Source organism: Pseudomonas sp. S2_F07 (assembly GCF_054668325.1).
Genome location: NZ_CP162758.1, coordinates 2,736,734 through 2,753,001, shown reverse-complemented (window position 1 = coordinate 2,753,001; position 16,268 = coordinate 2,736,734). Strand labels below are relative to the sequence as shown.

Genomic DNA, 16,268 nt, shown 5'->3' with positions numbered 1-16,268 from the left:
TCCCTCAGAACTGGAAGTAAAGGAACGGCGAGAAGCTTTGCGCCGAGAGTTTGAGAATCGAGGCGATGAACAGCAGCAGCACCAGTGCACGCATCACATAGCGCGACCAGTCAGCGGTCCAGTAGGCCGGTTGCACCTGGGCTTCGACGCCGACGGTGTAGCCAGGCTGATGGATGCTCGCCGGGTTATCCCCTGGCACGGCCTTGATCGTTCCCGGTGTCGCAGCGGCCGGGCCGTCGGTGTCGACGTTCACGGCAGGCTTGGTCTTGACCGGAGGCTGATTGGTGTAGAAATCCCGCAGGCCGAAGAACGCCAGGGTCACGTAGGCCACGATCAGGGTTGCCACTTGCAGGCCGGTGAGACTGGCCTGGTTGAGTTCCGACAGCGACCAGTCGCCGAAGCTGAACATCGCGCCGTACATGCGTCCGGCGACGTGCAGGTTTTCCGCGCGGAAGATCACCCAGCCCATCACCACCAGCAGGAAGGTCAGTGCCCAGCGGATCGGGTTGAAGCTGCGTGGCGAGGTGTTCAGGCCGATGGCTTTCTCGATCGCCAGCCACATGCCGTGCCATGCACCCCAGACGATGTAGGTGATGTTCGCGCCGTGCCACAGACCACCGAGCAGCATGGTCAGGAACAGGTTGCGATAGGTCATCAGCGTGCCTTTGCGGTTACCGCCGAGGGTGATGTACAGATAGTCACGCAGCCAGGTCGACAGGCTGATGTGCCAGCGGCGCCAGAACTCGGTGATCGACTGGCTGACATACGGCTGCTTGAAGTTCTCCATGAAACGGAAACCCATCATCAGGCCAAGGCCGATGGCCATGTCGCTGTAACCGGAGAAGTCGAAATACAGCTGCGCGGTGTACGCCAGCGCGCCGAGCCAGGCATCGCCCGTGGTCGGGTTTTGCAGGGCGAAGCAGTGGTCGGCCACCACCGCCAGGGTGTCGGCGATGAAGACTTTCTTGATGAAACCCTGCATGAACCGCGTGCAGCCCTCGGAGAACTTGTCGAGGGTGTGGGTGCGGTTGTTGAACTGGTCGGCCAGGTCGCGGAAACGCAACACGGGGCCGGCAATCAGGTGCGGGAAAATCGCCACGAACGCCGCGAAGTCGATCAGGTTGCGGGTCGCCGGGGTGTCGCCACGGTAGACGTCGATGATGTAGCTGATGGACTCGAAGACATAGAACGAGATCCCGATCGGCAGCAGCACGTGAGTCAGGATGAAGGGCTCAAGGCCTACCGACGTCATCATTGCGTTGATGCTGTCGACGCCGAAGTTGGCGTACTTGAAGTAGCCGAGGATGCACAGGTCGACGGCCACGCCGAGCAGCAACCAGCGCTGCGCCGGTTTGGTCCTGACCCCGGCGGCCCCGACTTTCAGGCCGATCCAGTAGTTCCACAGGGTGACGCCGGCGAACAGCGCGAGGAAGTCCACACGCCACCAGGCGTAGAACACGTAACTGGCAATCAGCAGCAGCAAATTGCGATAGCGTTGCCCGCTCAGATAGTACAAGCCGAGGAAGATCGGCAAGAACAAAAACAGGAACACGTTGGATGAAAAAACCATCCCGGTCTCTCCTTGTTTGAACCAACAGTCAAGGGCCAACGGCCCCCCCAAACCCCCCACGGAAATCCGGGGGGCTAACTCACAAAACCTACTTTCGACACTGACCCTGTAGGAGCTGCCGAAGGCTGCGATTTTTTAAAAACAGGATCAAAAGATCGCAGCCTTCGGCAGCTCCTACAGGGGGTTGTGTCTGGTCTAGGAACCCTTGCTGCCCTTTTCATTGGCCGGGTCGTAGACCTTGGTCAGGTCACCGCCGAGGCGGAAGGACTTGAACGGTTGCATCTTGTGCTTCTTCGCCAGCACCTCGGGCGAGCAGGTGTAGAGCGAACAGAACGGTTCGAGCCAGGCAAATTTCGAGTCGACCTTCAGGTCGGTCATGTCCTGTTCCTTGCCGTTCTTTTCCTCGAACTCATCCGGGTCTTTCACCCCGGACAGCACCCGGTCACCCAGGCGTTTGAGTGCGCCATTGTTTTCCTGACGCAAGTCCACACCGTTGACCTGAGCGAAACTGGCGATCATCGCCAGCGGCGGCAGGGCGTAGTTGTGGTAAGCCAGGGCCCGTTGCTGACGCTTGAGTTCGTTGGGCAGGTAGCCGTCGGCGTCGACCTGGTTGGCGCCGACCTTGTATTCCTTCACTGCCCAGTCGAACAGGTCGCGACGGTTGGTGGCGACGGAGGTGGCCATCACCGACCAGGCGGCCCAGTACGAGTGGTTGTTGGTCTGGTCGAGCGGCAGGTTGTCCCAGTCGCTGACCACCTGGTCGGCCATCTTGCTGAACCAGGCTTCGATCAACTGCGCTTGCTGTTGATGGGTGGCCAGCGGGCGGGAGTCGGAAAACTTCAGGCGGATGTATGCCGAAGCCATGCTGCCCAGCGCCCATTTGCGCATCGACTTGCCGGTGTGGTTGAAGTCCTTGGACATCAAGGCATCGGCCTGGGCCCAGGTCGTCAGCCAGTTCAGCATGCAGTCAAGCTGTTCCGGGCGACCGTCACGCATGAACTGCATCACGTGCTTGCTGATGCCGCGCTCGATCTTGGTGATGTCGGCGGTGCTTTCGCGGAAGGCTTTTTCCGACTGCTCGTTCAGGGTCGCGCGGGCCTTGTCCGAACCTTCGTACTTGCTGCGAAATTGCAACGAGCCGGTGTACGGCGTCGGCACCGCATCGCAGCCTTCGCTCTTGTCGCCCGTCTTGAATTTATCCACAGGCGCCAAATAGCCCTGGGGTGGACGCAGTGGCGCAGCCGCTTGCGTGGCCCCGGCGAACATCGCCAGGCTCAAGAGCGTCGGTGCCAACAGAGTTGAAAATTTCGGATAGCGCATAGCAGACCTCATTGCCCGACCGAAGCAGTGCGCTGTTCGGCGCCCGGGAATACGTTGCGTTTGCAGATTTTCGCTTCGACTTTCTGTGGCGCGGCACCCGCTTGTTCCGGGCCCTGGACTTCAACGGCCAGCAGGTTCTGCGAGGCCCAGTCTTCGTCCGTGCGCAACTCGAAGGCGAAACGCCCGTCGGTGTCGGAGGTTTCCGGTTTGTCGATCTTGATGTCCTCGTGGCGACCGTTCATGTACCAGAGGGTGGCTTGCAGGGTTTTCACCGACGTGTCGGCGAAGCGAATGTCGACCTGGTGGCTACCGTTGCGCAGGTCCATGTTCTTGCTGTTGACCATCAACTCGTTTTTGCCCGGCTTGAGCGTGGCGCTGCCGGACATCTGTGCATCCTTGCCTTCGCAACCGTTGTCCAGCAGCGCCATCATCTGGCGGTAGATGGTTTCCTGGTCGAGGCGGTACAGCGGCGAGAATTCCCAGATGAGAATCTTCGGCGGGTTCTTCTGGAACTCGTCGCTGCCCAGATACTGCAGCATCGAACCTTCCAGGCCGCCGCCGGGGAACGCTACGTTGAGGATGTCGGCGCCGATGGCCTCTTCGAGGAAACCGGCGAAGTTGTAGTTCTTGCCGCTGTGGGAGGTACCCACGAGGGTGATTTGCGGATTGCCGGAATCGCCGAACAGATCGCCATCGCCCGCTTCGCCCTTCGGCTCGGTGGTGAACTGATCCATGTACTGGATCGCGTAGCTGGTGCCACAGAGTTGACCGGCCATGTTGTGCAATGTTCCGGTCTTGCCCATGCGACCCGATTTTTTGGTCTCGAATTCGCGCTTGGGAATGTCGGCGAACTCAGGCAATTGCTTGACCTTCTCGGCGACGATTTTCGCCGTGCGCTGGGCGCCGTACGGGGTCCAGTGCTGGTCGCCACGGAAGTAGAAATCGTGGGCGGGCAGGGTGTCGGGCAACGACTCGTTGGTCAGCGGCGACAGGTCCGGAACGACGTAGCCCATCTGCGCGAAACGACCGAGCATGGACTTGTAGTTTCTCAGCGCCTTGTCGAAGTCGAAGCTGGCCTTCTCCGCCGGGTTGAGCTTGTTGCGGTTCACCAGGCCACGGGTCGGCTGGTACACGACAACCAGTTCCACGCCTTTGCTCTTGAACGCATCGTGCAGTTGTTTCATGCGTTTGTAGCCGGCGGGCGTGGTGTCGAACTCGGTGCGCAAGTCTTCTTGCGTACGGAACAGCCAGTCACCCTGGGCCTGCACCAGCGTGGTGAAGTTCTGCTGATAACGGGTGGTGTAGTTCTTCGGGTCGTGGGCGGCCGGGCACAGGCTGCAGCACGGTTCGGCAGTGAATTTTGGAGCCTGGACTTCATCGGCACGCGCGCCGCCGCTGGCCGCGAGAATGCCGGCGGTCAGGGCCGACAGGCTGAGTAGTTTGATCAAGTGTGGGTGCATAAGATTATCCTCAGTCCCGCATTTCGGTCTGGCGTTCGACGGGGTCGATCAGCACGGCTTTCTGCTGGCGCACCAGCAGGTCGAGAATTTCATCCTGGCGCTCGCCAAGAATGCCGGTGAAGCTGATGCCGCTGGATTTGGTCGGTGCGAGCATGGACACGCGATACAACTCGACACTCAGCGGCGAGTCGATGGACAACGGTCCGCTGCCGTTTGCCGCCAGCTCACCGCCGACCACGATCAGCGACACCTGGGCGTCGAACGGGTCGAGCTTGATGTCACGGTCGGTGTTGCTCAGGTCCTTGATGTGCCCGTAGACACCGGTCAGGCCGTTGGCCATGGAGACGTTTTCGTACAGGCGAATGTTCACGCTGTTACGAATGCGGATGCCGTGGCGGCGGTTGCTGACGACTTTGTTGCCCCACAGCAGGTTGTCGGCACTCTCGTAGAGGGTGATGCCGTCGGTGTGGTTCTGGTAGATCTCATTGTGGGCAATCAGGTTGTTGACGCTGTTACGGTCGATCACCAGGCCCGACAGCTTGTTGTCATAGCTGCGATTGTTGAAGATGAAGCTGTCGTTGACCTCACGGGAAATAATGATCCCGTGCTTCTTCTTGGTTCCGTACACCGTGTTGTCGGCAATGATCAGACCGTGGGAACGGTCGTGCGGATCGATGCCGTAGACGATGTTGTCTTTGTAGGTGTTGCCCTTGACCACGAAGTCGCGAGTCTCATAGCAGTAGAAGCCGTACCACATGTCCGAGAACTCGGAGCCGACGATCCAGCCGGTCGGCTCAGGGCGCTTGAGCACCTTGGCCATGTTCGGCGTGTACTGGGAAATACTCACGCCGTAGGACTTACTGTTGGCATAGCCGAAACTGGCGATCTTGCTGTTGGCGATGTAGGTCTCGGTACCACCCCAGGACAGCAGGAACGGACGGAACTCCTTCGGCGAAGTGAACGTCGCCGGGCCGTTGTCCTTCTCGCGCCAGCCGGTGATTTTGGTGTCGCGCACGAACAACTGGCCGTCGTTGACCAGGAACGCACCGGCCTCCTGGGACAGGCGCAGTTCCTGGGTCTGCTTGTCGATTTCCAGGATGCCGTGACGACCGACCACGATCGGCAACTTCGCCAGGTACACACCCGGCGAGGTTTCACTGAAGTACTGCTTGGGGACCTTTTTCGCCAGGTCCTTGAGGTTCATGTAGCCATCGTCGACGAAGATCGCCTGGGGAATGCCGTGCTGACGCACCACCCACTCGGCCATCTTGTTGTCGCCACCGATGAAGTCCTTCAGGGCGTCTTCCTGCATCATCCGGCGCAGGCTGATCTTGCCCGGTTTGCTGCGCATGATCTTCGCGGCGATGGCTTCGGCTGTGTAGCCGGAAACGTCCGGCAGTTTCGGCTTGGCCAGTTCCAGCGGCGCGGTCGGTGCGCTGCTGACGGTGTAGGTCTTGGCCTGTTGCAGTTCCTTGGCCGTGGTTACCGGCTTGGCCGGTTCCACATTGGCCGGCGCCACATTGGCGAAGCCAGTCGCACTGGCCAGCAGCATCGCGCCGGCCAACAGGCTGATCGAGCCTTTTCGGGCTGGATGATTCATCTGGGAGACTCCCTTCGCGGTTTGCATCAGAAGCGCCAGATCACGTCGATGAACGCGCGGTGCATGTACGAATCGACTTCCTTGCCGTACGCATCGCCTGGCTTGAACACGCCGCCACGGAAGCGCACCAGGGCCGAAGGCTCATCGATCGCCTGACTCATCGACGCCGGCAACAAGCCTTGCTTGAAGTACTTGGTGACCACCAGATCCATTTCCTGACCGAGGTCTTTCTCGCCATCGTTCAGTGGCAGCGAAGTACTGGAGAGGATCGCGCCGGTCACATCGTCGGTGTTGTTCTCGACGGCGTTGATGCCATTGCTGCCGACCGGCTTGTTGCCGTCGACACGCCAGAACTTGTGGTAGATCAGGCTGGCGTCGTATTCGTCGTTGAGCATCCACGAACCGAACAGGGTGGCGCTCTGCATGTTGTTCATTTCGCCACGGAAGGCCTCGCCGAAACGGTGCACGCGCGAGCGGGTGCCGGTGTAGTTCGAGCGGTTACTTTCCAGACCGTTCTGTTCGTAGTCGGCGCTGGCGCGGGCATAGGCGGCACCGACTTGCCATTGCGGATCGAGGCGCAAACGCACGCCGACATCGGTGGCCCAGCCGTTGAGGTCTTCACCGCGCTTGGCTTCAGTTGGCGGCGTGCCGTCGGCGTTCAGCGGGTTGACCTTGTCGATGTCGCCGCTCATGCCGGTGATGCTGCCCCAGTAATTGACGGTGTTGGTGTTGCGCCAGTTGTAGGCGTCGCTGTCGGCGGTCAGGCCGAGCCAGCTGATGTCACCGTTCTGTTTCTTGTCCAGCGAATCGGTCGGTACACCCGGCTCCGGGTAATCGAGCTTGCCGTTGTCATGGGTGTGATGACCGCGAATGCCGACCCAGTTTCCCGGTGTCCACTGGTACGCGGCATCGGCGTAGGCGTGCAGGCGATCCTTGTCTTGTGGCGACAATTCCTTGAGGTCGGTGCGGTACTCGCTGAAGCGTTCGGCGATACCGACGTTGGCGCGCAGCAGGGTCGTGTCGAAGGTCCAGTTCAGGGCTTCGATGTTGGTGTCGCGCCATTGGCCGTCGTCATTGCGCAGGCGCTGGCGACCGAACTTCAGGATCTCGCCGGGGTAGGGCGTGAAGCCGCTGTAGCCGACCCAGAACTCACGCATGGCCAGGTAGTTTTTCTTGGTCTCGCGATCACCGTTGTCGGTGTTCTCGGCGCCATCGGATTGTTGCAGGGTGTCGGTCTCGATGATGTCAGTGGACGTCACCGCCTGACCCATGGCGTAGGCGCTCCACGCGCCGCTTTCGCCGTAGACCCACGGACGCAGGTCGAGGCCGACGCCATTGACGTCGCCGCCGGGAGCGGTGCCGAGGTCGCGGTCATCTTCGGACTGGCCGGTGATTTTCACGTCCAGGCCGAAGTTCTTGGTTTCTTCAGTCATCGCAGCAAGCGTCGGGCAAGACCAGATCAGCGCGAATGTCAGGCCAATACCGGCCTTCATGAATGGATTCAACTTCATTGGGATTCCTCGCCATCTTCTTCTTGCAGGGCATGCATTTCCGGCGTGTTCGGGCTCAGGGCACCGCGCACGGCCTGTTCTTGTTTCAACAGGCGTTGGGCTTCGGCCAACCGGTCGGGCGGCAATTGCGTTTGGATTGTTTGCGCAAGCTCGGTGGCTTGCGGAGTGTTCTGGGCCAGGGCCAGTTGGCTGAAGACGTAGGCGTTCAGCGGATCAGGCTTGGTGCCCTTGCCTTGGGAAAACAGTTGGGCAATGGCGAAGTCGGCGCTGTTCTGGCCGTTGCGCGCAGCGGTCAACAGATGGTCGAGAGCCTTCTGCGGGTAGACCTTGCCCAGGTAGCCACGGCGATAGATCTGGCCGAGGTAGTAATCGGCAGCGACTTCACGGCCGACGGCTTTCTGGAAATGCGCTTCGGCGACCTTGGCGTCGGCCGGCACCAGTTTGCCTTCGAAGTAGAGCTTGCCCAGCAACAGTTCGGCGCGAGGCTGGTCGGCGGCGCGACCGTTTTCCAGGTACTTCATCATCTGGTCGACGTCGCCCAGTTCCGGGAAGTCGTAGAGCAATTGCGCGAGGGTGACCCACGATGCCGGGTAGCCCGGTGCGATCGGTTCGAGCAGCGACTGCGCGGTTTTCTCGTCGGTCTTGCCCAGGGAGGCATCGGCGAGCACGCGGGCGACGCTGTCGACGCGCTGCGCCGAAACGGTGCCTTGGGCATGAGCCGCTTGCATCTGCTTGATCAGCTCGGCCTGTTGCTCTGGCTTGGCCTGTTTCTGATAGACCGTGGCCAGTTCGACGTAGCAGATATCGCTGATGTTGAGCGCGGCCTTGCAGATTTTTTCCACGTCATCCAGATGCTGGTCGTAGGTACCCTGGGTGCGATAGAGCAGCACTTGCGCCAGACCCGCTTCCGGTTTGTTCTCGGCACGCCATTGGCTGATCTGCTGCTGGGCGTTCACGTTGGGAAAGCTGTGCGGGTATTGCAGGTACAGCATCGCCAACGGGATCAGCGTATTGCCTTCGCCTGCCGCAGCGGCTTTTTTCAACAGGGTTTCGGCTTCGTGTTGTTCCGCTTCGGTGGAACCGGGCTTGGCCACCAGCAGACGACCGAGGCGTGCCTGGGCGCGCGGCGAAACGCTGGCTGCGGCGCGGTAAGTCGCCTCGGCCTGTTTCATCTGCGCCGGGTCACGGCTGTCGACCTGGATATCGGCCAGGCCGACCTGGGCTTCGCTGTAGCCCAGGTCTGCCAGTTGCCGGTAGTTCGCCGCGGCAGTGGTGGTGTCACCGCGCTTTAGCGCTTCGTTGGCCAGGCGCTGGTCGGGCAGGCCGGCGCAACCGGCGAGGCTCACCGCCAATGCAACGGCACACAGAGAGCCCATGTGGGAGCGGGCTTGCTCGCGAAGCAGGCGACTCGGTGCATCAGACAGACCGCGTCGATCCCATCGCGAGCAAGCTCGCTCCCACAGGGTCGGCGGCGTGTTGAGGGTTGGAGTAGTCACAGGCATGTCCTCGACTTAAAGACCGACAGCCATGGCTTTGTCGATCAGCCAGTTCAGGTTCGGGCCACGGTCGCTGTTCACTTCCACCGGGCGGCCGGCGAGGGAGCTGTCCAGGGTTTCGTCCGGCTGGATCAGCACGCGGATGTCCGAAGACAGATCGGCGCTTTTCAGGCTGGTGCTGCTGACGATCTTGCCGGTGCGGCTCTTGTCCTCGCCGGCGATCTGGAAGCGCACCGAAGTACCCGGGCGCACGTCGCCGAACTGGCGATAGGAGAAGCGCGCTTCAACATTGGCTTCGCCGCCCCGCGGGACCAGTTGGAAGATCACGTCGCCCTTGCTGGCGTACTGACCGTTGGCGACCATTTGCTGGGCCACGGTGCAGTCGCAAGGCGAGGTCAGGGTGCCGGTCATCTGCTTGCCGAACAGTTCTTCAACCTTGGCCGGTTGCAGTTGGTCTTCGTCCAGATGGCCCTTGAGCACGTCGAGCATGCTGGTGCTGAAGGTTGCCAGCGGTGCGCCCTTGGCGGCCACGCCGTCGGCTTTCACCAGACTCTGCACGGTGCCGTCGCGGGGCATGGTGATGTTCACGCCCGGCACGCTGACCAGGCCGGCCTGGGCATGGCTGACGAAGTACATGCCGTACACCGACTTGAAGACAAAGCCGAATGCAGCCACGCCGACAACGAAGATCCCCAGGCTGAAGGTCACGGCTTTCAGGCGGCCGAACGCGGACATGCCGTGGCCGCCGTCCTTCGTCTTGCGTGCCTTGGTGAAGTTGTCGCGCTGCAGGGTCGCCAGCATTTCACCTACGCTGACGATGTCGCCCGCCAGGTGCGAAGTGATCAGGTGGCGCAGGGTCGAGATGTCCCGTGGTTCCAGGTTCTGGAACTGGCAGCCGGCGCGTCCGGTCTCGCGGTCGAAGGAGCGGACCTGCAACTCGACGTCCATGGCCAGGCCGAGGTTGTCGATGACGAATTGCAGGCGGGCCTTGTACACGTCACCCACCTTCAGCGGCAACTGACCGGCGTTGAATGCCAGGCCACCGGCGGACAGGTCGATCACCCGGGCTTCGACCGGCGTCCGGTCAGGGCCGAAGAAACGCAACTTGGCCGGGATTTTCACTCGGGCGTGTTGGCGCTGGGCTTCGGATTCGTGCACTACGTTGGCGTTGACGGCGGTATTCATAGGGGGCGTTTTCCTAGTTAATTCAGGCGAGTTCGGTCAGACCATCAACAGCAGCACGGCGACAAAAATGCTGCCGGCAGAGAAGGTCATGGTCCGAGACGACCAGGTGTTGAACCAACGTTGAAAGCTGGCGAGATCACGGGTCAGGGAAGTGGGTTGGCGAGTCCAGGACTGTTGGTCGAGGCGGAAGAACACGTAGATCTTCACCAGCGCGCCGACTATCTGGTTGTAATAGAGAATTGCCGGGTAGGCCGGGCCGATCCGGTGTCCGGAGCACGACAGCAACAAGGTCAGGATGAACCGGGTGATGCCGATCCACAGCAGGTACACCAGGATGAACGCGGTGCCGTACTTGAAGCTGGCGATCAACGCCACGGTCAGGCCCAGCAGCGAGGTCCACATCGACACGCGCTGGTCGAACAGCACCACCGAAGTGAACACGCCAAGGCGTTTGACCCCCAGGCCCAGGGCACGGGAGTTCTGCCGCAGGTTGTTGCCGTACCAGCGGAACATCAGTTTGCGGCTGGCCTTGATGAAGCTCTTTTCCGGCGGGTGTTCAACGGTGTTGATCGCCGCGTCGGGCACGTAGAACGTGTCGTAGCCCAGGCGCATCAGGCTGAACCAGCTCGACTTGTCATCGCCGGTAAGGAACTTGAAGCGGCCCAGGCGCCAGTGTTGCAGCGAGTCGCTTTCCACGTCGGCGATGAAGTCCGGGTTGGTGACCACGGTGGCGCGGAACACCGACATGCGGCCGGTCATGGTCAGCACGCGCTTGGACAAGGCCATCGAGCACATGTTGATGTGGCGCTGGGCGAAACGCAGCTTGTGCCATTCGCTCATGATGTAGCCGCCGCGCACTTCGCAGAATTCGTTGGTGGTCAGGCCACCGACGTTGCCGAACAGCTGGAACCACGGCACGGTCTTGAGCACCACGCCTTCGGCCAGCACGGTGTCACCATCGATGACAGCGACCACGGCGCGATCATCCGGCAGGTGCCGGGAGATGGCGCGGAAGCCGTAGGCCAGGCCATCGCGTTTGCCGGTGCCGGGAATGCGCACGAAGTCGAGCTTGACCCGGGACGGCGGGTTCATCCGGTTCCACAGGCTTTTGACCAGCAGCTCATCGGACATTTCCACGATGGAGCAGACCACGGTGGTCGGCAGGCCGCAGTCGATGGCTTCGCGGATCACCGAGCTGTAGACCTGCGCGGTGGTCAGGGCATCGATGCGGAAACTGGTGACCATCAGGAACACGTGGGACGGGTCAGCCGCTTTGCCCAGCTTGCGCACTTTGCGCCGCAGGTACGGGTAGACGATGTACAGAAAAATCATGCCGCGCACAAAGTGAGTGGCACCCATCGAGTAGCGCCAGATACCCACGGCGCCAATCAGGAAAATGAAGTCCTTCGACTCGGAGTCGAACGTGGACACGGGCAACGCCATGGCGAGACCCATCAGTAAACTCAGGTAGAACAGCCAACCGGCGGCCTGGAGTAGGCCGTGCTTTAGCCTGTGCATAATCTGCATCCGTCTCGATCTCGGGCGAGCCTTTGGGGTGGCCCGATGGGGTTAAGGCAGGCCTGTGAAAACTGGCGGCACCCGCTCTGGATGACGCCAGAATCCCTGTAGGAGCTGGCGAAGCCTGCGATCTTTTGATCTTCAGCAATCACGCCGGCGCCAAAAGATCGCAGCCTGCGGCAGCTCCTACAGATACCGCGTTACCAGCAGATGCCTTCGGCCCGGCTATTGGTGCTGGTGGCCTTGGACATGAAGCCCACCAGGTCGATCACCTGCTTGCCGTGTGGAACGTCCTGCACCAGGGCGCGGAATTTCTCGTCACGGTTGCCGAGGATGATCACGTCGGAGTTGTTGATCACCGCGTCGAAGTCGGAGTTGAGCAAGGACGAGACGTGAGGGATCTTCGACTCGATGTAGTCCTTGTTCGCACCGTGAACGCGGGCGTACTCGACGTTGCTGTCGTAGATGCTCAGGTCGTAGCCCTTGCCGATCAGCATTTCCGCCAGGTCGACCAGCGGGCTTTCGCGCAGGTCGTCGGTGCCGGCCTTGAAGCTCAGACCCAGCAGGGCGACTTTGCGTTTGTCGTGGCTGGAAACGATGTCGAAAGCGTTCTGCACCTGGGATTCGTTGCTGCGCATCAGCGAGTTGAGCAACGGCGCTTCCACGTCCAGAGAACCGGCGCGGTAGGTCAGGGCACGCACGTCTTTTGGCAGGCACGAGCCGCCGAAGGCGAAACCTGGGCGCATGTAGTACTGGGACAGGTTGAGGGTCTTGTCCTGGCAGACCACGTCCATCACTTCGCGACCGTCGACGCCGACCGCCTTGGCGATGTTGCCGATTTCGTTGGCGAAGGTGACCTTGGTGGCGTGCCACACGTTGCAGGTGTACTTGATCATCTCGGCGACCGCGATGTCCTTGCGGATGATCGGTGCGTCGAGCTCTTCGTACAGCGATTGCAGGACGTCGCCGGACGCCTTGTCGAATTCGCCGATGACGGTCATTGGCGGCTGGTCGTAGTCGGCGATGGCGGTGCTTTCGCGCAGGAACTCAGGGTTCACGGCCACGCCGAAATCAACACCGGCCTTCTTGCCGGAGCAGTCTTCGAGAATCGGGATGACCACGTTGGCCACGGTGCCCGGCAGCACGGTGCTGCGCACGACGATGGTGTGGCGGGTGGTCTTGTCGCGCAGGACAAAACCGATTTCGCGGCATACGGCCTCGATGTAGTTCAGTTCCAGGTCGCCGTTCTTCTTGCTCGGCGTGCCCACGCAGATCATCGACAGGTCGGTGTCGCGAATCGCCTCGGCGAAGTTGGTGGTGCCACGCAGACGACCTGTCTGGATGCCTTGGGCCAGAAGTTCACCCAGGCCCGGTTCAACGATCGGCGATTTGCCGGCATTGATCATATCGATCTTGTCTTTGGCCACATCGACGCCAACGACGTCATGGCCCCGTGCAGACAGGCAACCGGCACATACTGCGCCGACGTAACCCAAACCAAAAATGCTGATGCGCATCGCAATTACCTCTCTGTTATCAAGCCTGTATACATCAAGCCATTAGATGGCCGGAGTTAATGGTGTTCAGCGTGTTTTAGTGCACTCGCAAGTGTGCCTTACAGGCACGACAATGCCCTGTGCTGGCATATAAGTTACGAGTGTCTAAATAAGTGCACTCAAAGTGTGCGCAACTAGGCCTTGTTGTTATGATTTGCCCTGTTATGCAGCCGATCCTCCTGTCGGAAGGATGCGGGTGCAACGGCCTTGTACGCTTGATGTCAGGCCGAAAGCCCGTGGATCAAGCGGTTGGGTGCTCGGGTGAGCACGTTTATATGGGGCGCTGTCGTGGCCTTGTAGGGGATAGTCATACCGCGTTATCTCCTGTCCGATTGCTGTTGTCCAAATCAGTGATTAGTCAGCGCAAGTTAGTGTTTCAACTTCGCAACATGAATCGCTTATCTGCGTAAGTTATCTCGTACACGCTCGGCGAGAATCGTTACCGGTGGTATGAGCGGCGCGTTTGGACATAGTTCCAGTCCGCTCATCGCGAAATCTGAAATTTCTTGAAATATTGTGAAAGATGGCACTGCTCTCAAATTGATAGCACTTGCCGTTTCGCCCTTTATATATAGGCGGTTCATTGGCTGGGATATTTTTGTGCCACCACTGTTAAAAAAAGTCAGTGCCACTACGCAAAAAAATGATTGAAGTCGAGTGAAACTAAAGTTAGAAAATCGGGTGGTGTTTTTCTGGCGTCATGAAAATGGCGAAAAGGCGGGGAAGGCTGAAGTGAGTCGAGGGTCGGCGCACGAGCGGGTGTGAAGGTCGTGCGCCGACCGGATGCATCACTCTGGTGCGTGATCGCGCAGAAACACCAGATTGTCCGGCTTGGACTGTTCGGCGCTGTAGCGATAGCCTTGAACGTCGAATTGCTTGAGGGTGGCCGGGTCATTGATGCGTTCTTCGATGACGAAGCGGCTCATCAGGCCGCGGGCCTTTTTCGCGTAGAAGCTGATGATCTTGTACTGGCCGTTCTTCAGGTCCTTGAATTCGGTATTGATGATGCGCGCGTTCAAGGCGTTGCGCTTGACCGCCGAGAAGTACTCGTTGGACGCCAGGTTGAGCAGCACGTCATCGCCCTGATCGACCAGGGCTTCGTTCAGCCATTCGCTGATGCGCGAGCCCCAGAAGGCATACAGATCCTTGCCTCTGGCGTTGGCCAGCCCGGTGCCCATTTCCAGGCGATAGGGTTGCATCAGGTCCAGCGGGCGCAGCAGGCCATAGAGGCCCGAGAGCATGCGCAGGTGTTTTTGGGCGTAGTCGAAATCGGCTTCGCTGAGGGTTTGCGCATTCATGCCGGTGTACACATCGCCCTTGAAGGCCAGCAACGCCTGCTTGGCGTTTTCCGGGGTGAACGCGGGCGTCCAGCTGCCGAAACGCGCGGCGTTGAGCCCGCCTATCTTGTCGGAGACGTGCATCAACTCGCTGATTTGCGCGGGTGTCAGCTCGCGCAATTGCAGGATCAATTCCTGGGAGTGGTCCAGGTACTGCGGCTGGGTGAAGCGCTGGGTCGCCGGCGGTGTTTCATAGTCGAGGGTCTTGGCGGGTGAAATCACCATCAGCATGAAGTCGTCTCCTTTAATCGTGGCGGCGATTCTAGGGGGTTGTCGGTGTTGACTCCAGCTATGAGCGTGATAGGTGATCGGTGGTGTCATGGGACAAGATCGCAGCCTCGCTTCGCTCGACAACTCCTACGGGACCGGGTTGGCTCAAAAATGGAATCGGATCGCGTAGGAGCTGCCGTAGGCTGCGATCTTTTGATCTTCCCGGGATATAGTGCCGCGCGGGTTTTGTTATGGAGACATCCCATTGCGTATCGCTTTTCTCATCTCGATCTGGCTACTGAGCTTTGGCGCCGTCGCGGCACCGGGTGATGTGGCGACGCTCGATCGCAGCACCTGGCCGGAAAAACTCGGTAATCCGACGCTGTTCGACGTGGCGTCCAGAGCCGAGATCCTCATGTTTTCCAGCGTCCTGTTGGCCAGCGAGGCGCTGGATGAACCCGGCCTGGCCCAGCGCCTGGGCCTGCGCACGATCAATCTGGAGTCGGTCAACCGGGTTCGCCAGCGCATGTGGCAACGGCTGCTGGCCAACTACAACTTCGCCCAGCAGAGCTGCGACCAGGATGCCTCCTTCTGTTTCCTGGTCGAAGACATGCCCACCTTGCGCGAGCAGGCTGCCAGGTTCCAGGTCGGCGCAGACAGCTACTACATCAAGTGGGCCGAGCCGAGCCGCGTGTTCCATACCCAATACCTGGACGAACAGTTGCGCAAGGCCGCGCTGTTTCCGCAGAGCAGCAGCGAAGTCGATCATTTTGGCGACTATGAGCGCAGTGGCGACGGGATGCATGACCGGCTGTTTCTGCTGACCTTCGACAGCGCCGCCAACGCCGCGCCGGATAACACCGCCTGGGTCGCCGAGTACCTGCGCAAGTCGAACCTGAGCGGGACATTCTTCGTCCTCGGCAAGGACATCCAGGCGCGTTTGGCCGACGCTTCGGTGAGCAACCTGCAAGAGACCTACTCGAGCCAATGCATCGGCGTACAAGGCTGGGAGTTCCGTTCCCACAGCCACTGGCAGGACTGGCAGGACTCGGTGCGCCGCAGCGCCGAACTGGTCAAGAGCAAGCTGCCGGAGAACTACGTGCCCCTGTTCCGTCCGCCCGATGGCCAGCGCCGCTCCGATGCTGAAGGCTTCTTCAAGACTCAGGGTCTGCAGGTAGCGCTGTGGGACATCGACGCCCAGGACGGTGCCGGCAAACTCAAGGGCAACCCGAGTGCGCAACGGGTGCTGACCCTGATGCTGCTGTGGCGGCACGGGGTGATCAATTTCAATGTGAAACAGGATGCAGTGAAAACGGCATTGCCGTGGCTGGTCACACAAACGGCGCCTGTCGGGATCGGCTGGGAGGATTGCCAGGATGCGTTTCGCTGAAAACGACAAAACCCCGTAAACATTGGGTTTTTGCCGATTTTGGAAGGGGATTCGTTGCAGGTGGACTTCCGACTTTAAACGGGTGATGGCAGTCCGCCAAGTGCTATTGGTCAAT

The 16,268-nt window shown here is 60.3% G+C and carries 11 protein-coding genes; 1 reads left to right on the top strand and 10 read right to left on the bottom strand.

Annotated elements, in window-relative coordinates; genetic code table 11:
• Positions 1-4 precede the first annotated feature (4 nt).
• The 10 genes from AB4O40_RS12290 to yaaA all read right to left on the bottom strand — a co-directional run bounded on the left by AB4O40_RS12290 (position 5) and on the right by yaaA (position 14,784).
• Positions 5-1,570 carry an MBOAT family O-acyltransferase gene (locus AB4O40_RS12290; protein WP_056726196.1) on the bottom strand — a complete coding sequence of 522 codons (1,566 nt, stop codon included), beginning with the start codon at positions 1,568-1,570 and terminating at the stop codon, positions 5-7.
• Between the two features lie 195 nt (positions 1,571-1,765).
• Positions 1,766-2,890, bottom strand: coding sequence for a mannuronate-specific alginate lyase (locus tag AB4O40_RS12285; RefSeq protein ID WP_056726195.1), 1,125 nt, complete (start codon positions 2,888-2,890; stop codon positions 1,766-1,768).
• A gap of 8 nt (positions 2,891-2,898) precedes the next feature.
• Positions 2,899-4,350: an alginate O-acetyltransferase gene (locus AB4O40_RS12280; protein WP_056726194.1), complete on the bottom strand. Its 1,452-nt coding sequence runs from the start codon at positions 4,348-4,350 to the stop codon at positions 2,899-2,901.
• A 10-nt stretch (positions 4,351-4,360) separates the two neighbouring features.
• On the bottom strand, positions 4,361-5,950 hold the full coding sequence (gene algG / locus AB4O40_RS12275) for a mannuronan 5-epimerase AlgG (protein WP_056726193.1): 1,590 nt from the start codon (positions 5,948-5,950) through the stop codon (positions 4,361-4,363).
• Positions 5,951-5,976: 26 nt separating this feature from the next.
• Positions 5,977-7,461 carry an alginate export family protein gene (locus AB4O40_RS12270; RefSeq protein WP_056726192.1) on the bottom strand — a complete coding sequence of 495 codons (1,485 nt, stop codon included), beginning with the start codon at positions 7,459-7,461 and terminating at the stop codon, positions 5,977-5,979.
• On the bottom strand, positions 7,458-8,957 hold the full coding sequence (gene algK, locus AB4O40_RS12265) for an alginate biosynthesis TPR repeat lipoprotein AlgK (protein ID WP_460054356.1): 1,500 nt from the start codon (positions 8,955-8,957) through the stop codon (positions 7,458-7,460). The genes AB4O40_RS12270 and algK overlap by 4 nt, the downstream gene beginning before the upstream one ends.
• A gap of 15 nt (positions 8,958-8,972) precedes the next feature.
• A complete protein-coding gene (locus AB4O40_RS12260) occupies positions 8,973-10,142 on the bottom strand; it encodes an alginate biosynthesis protein Alg44 (RefSeq protein WP_056726190.1) in 1,170 nt (389 codons plus the stop codon).
• Between the two features lie 36 nt (positions 10,143-10,178).
• Positions 10,179-11,660 (bottom strand): mannuronan synthase, encoded by a 1,482-nt coding sequence (gene alg8, locus AB4O40_RS12255; RefSeq protein WP_409078410.1) that lies wholly within the window; start codon positions 11,658-11,660, stop codon positions 10,179-10,181.
• 200 nt (positions 11,661-11,860) lie between these two features.
• On the bottom strand, positions 11,861-13,177 hold the full coding sequence (locus AB4O40_RS12250) for a nucleotide sugar dehydrogenase (RefSeq protein WP_046041959.1): 1,317 nt from the start codon (positions 13,175-13,177) through the stop codon (positions 11,861-11,863).
• 827 nt (positions 13,178-14,004) lie between these two features.
• Positions 14,005-14,784 (bottom strand): peroxide stress protein YaaA, encoded by a 780-nt coding sequence (yaaA, locus tag AB4O40_RS12245; RefSeq protein WP_460160151.1) that lies wholly within the window; start codon positions 14,782-14,784, stop codon positions 14,005-14,007.
• A gap of 244 nt (positions 14,785-15,028) precedes the next feature.
• On the opposite strand from yaaA, the gene AB4O40_RS12240 reads away from it, so the two are divergent.
• On the top strand, positions 15,029-16,153 hold the full coding sequence (locus AB4O40_RS12240) for a polysaccharide deacetylase family protein (protein WP_056726187.1): 1,125 nt from the start codon (positions 15,029-15,031) through the stop codon (positions 16,151-16,153).
• Positions 16,154-16,268: the final 115 nt, after the last annotated feature.

Excerpts from the sequence above, each read along its gene's own strand:
- AB4O40_RS12290 (WP_056726196.1), bottom strand. The coding sequence starts at position 1,570 with ATGGTTTTTTCATCCAACGTGTTCCTGTTTTTGTTCTTGCCGATCTTC.
- AB4O40_RS12285 (WP_056726195.1), bottom strand. The coding sequence starts at position 2,890 with ATGCGCTATCCGAAATTTTCAACTCTGTTGGCACCGACGCTCTTGAGC.
- AB4O40_RS12280 (WP_056726194.1), bottom strand. The coding sequence starts at position 4,350 with ATGCACCCACACTTGATCAAACTACTCAGCCTGTCGGCCCTGACCGCC.
- algG (WP_056726193.1), bottom strand. The coding sequence starts at position 5,950 with ATGAATCATCCAGCCCGAAAAGGCTCGATCAGCCTGTTGGCCGGCGCG.
- AB4O40_RS12270 (WP_056726192.1), bottom strand. The coding sequence starts at position 7,461 with ATGAAGTTGAATCCATTCATGAAGGCCGGTATTGGCCTGACATTCGCG.
- AB4O40_RS12260 (WP_056726190.1), bottom strand. The coding sequence starts at position 10,142 with ATGAATACCGCCGTCAACGCCAACGTAGTGCACGAATCCGAAGCCCAG.
- alg8 (WP_409078410.1), bottom strand. The coding sequence starts at position 11,660 with ATGCACAGGCTAAAGCACGGCCTACTCCAGGCCGCCGGTTGGCTGTTC.
- AB4O40_RS12250 (WP_046041959.1), bottom strand. The coding sequence starts at position 13,177 with ATGCGCATCAGCATTTTTGGTTTGGGTTACGTCGGCGCAGTATGTGCC.
- yaaA (WP_460160151.1), bottom strand. The coding sequence starts at position 14,784 with ATGCTGATGGTGATTTCACCCGCCAAGACCCTCGACTATGAAACACCG.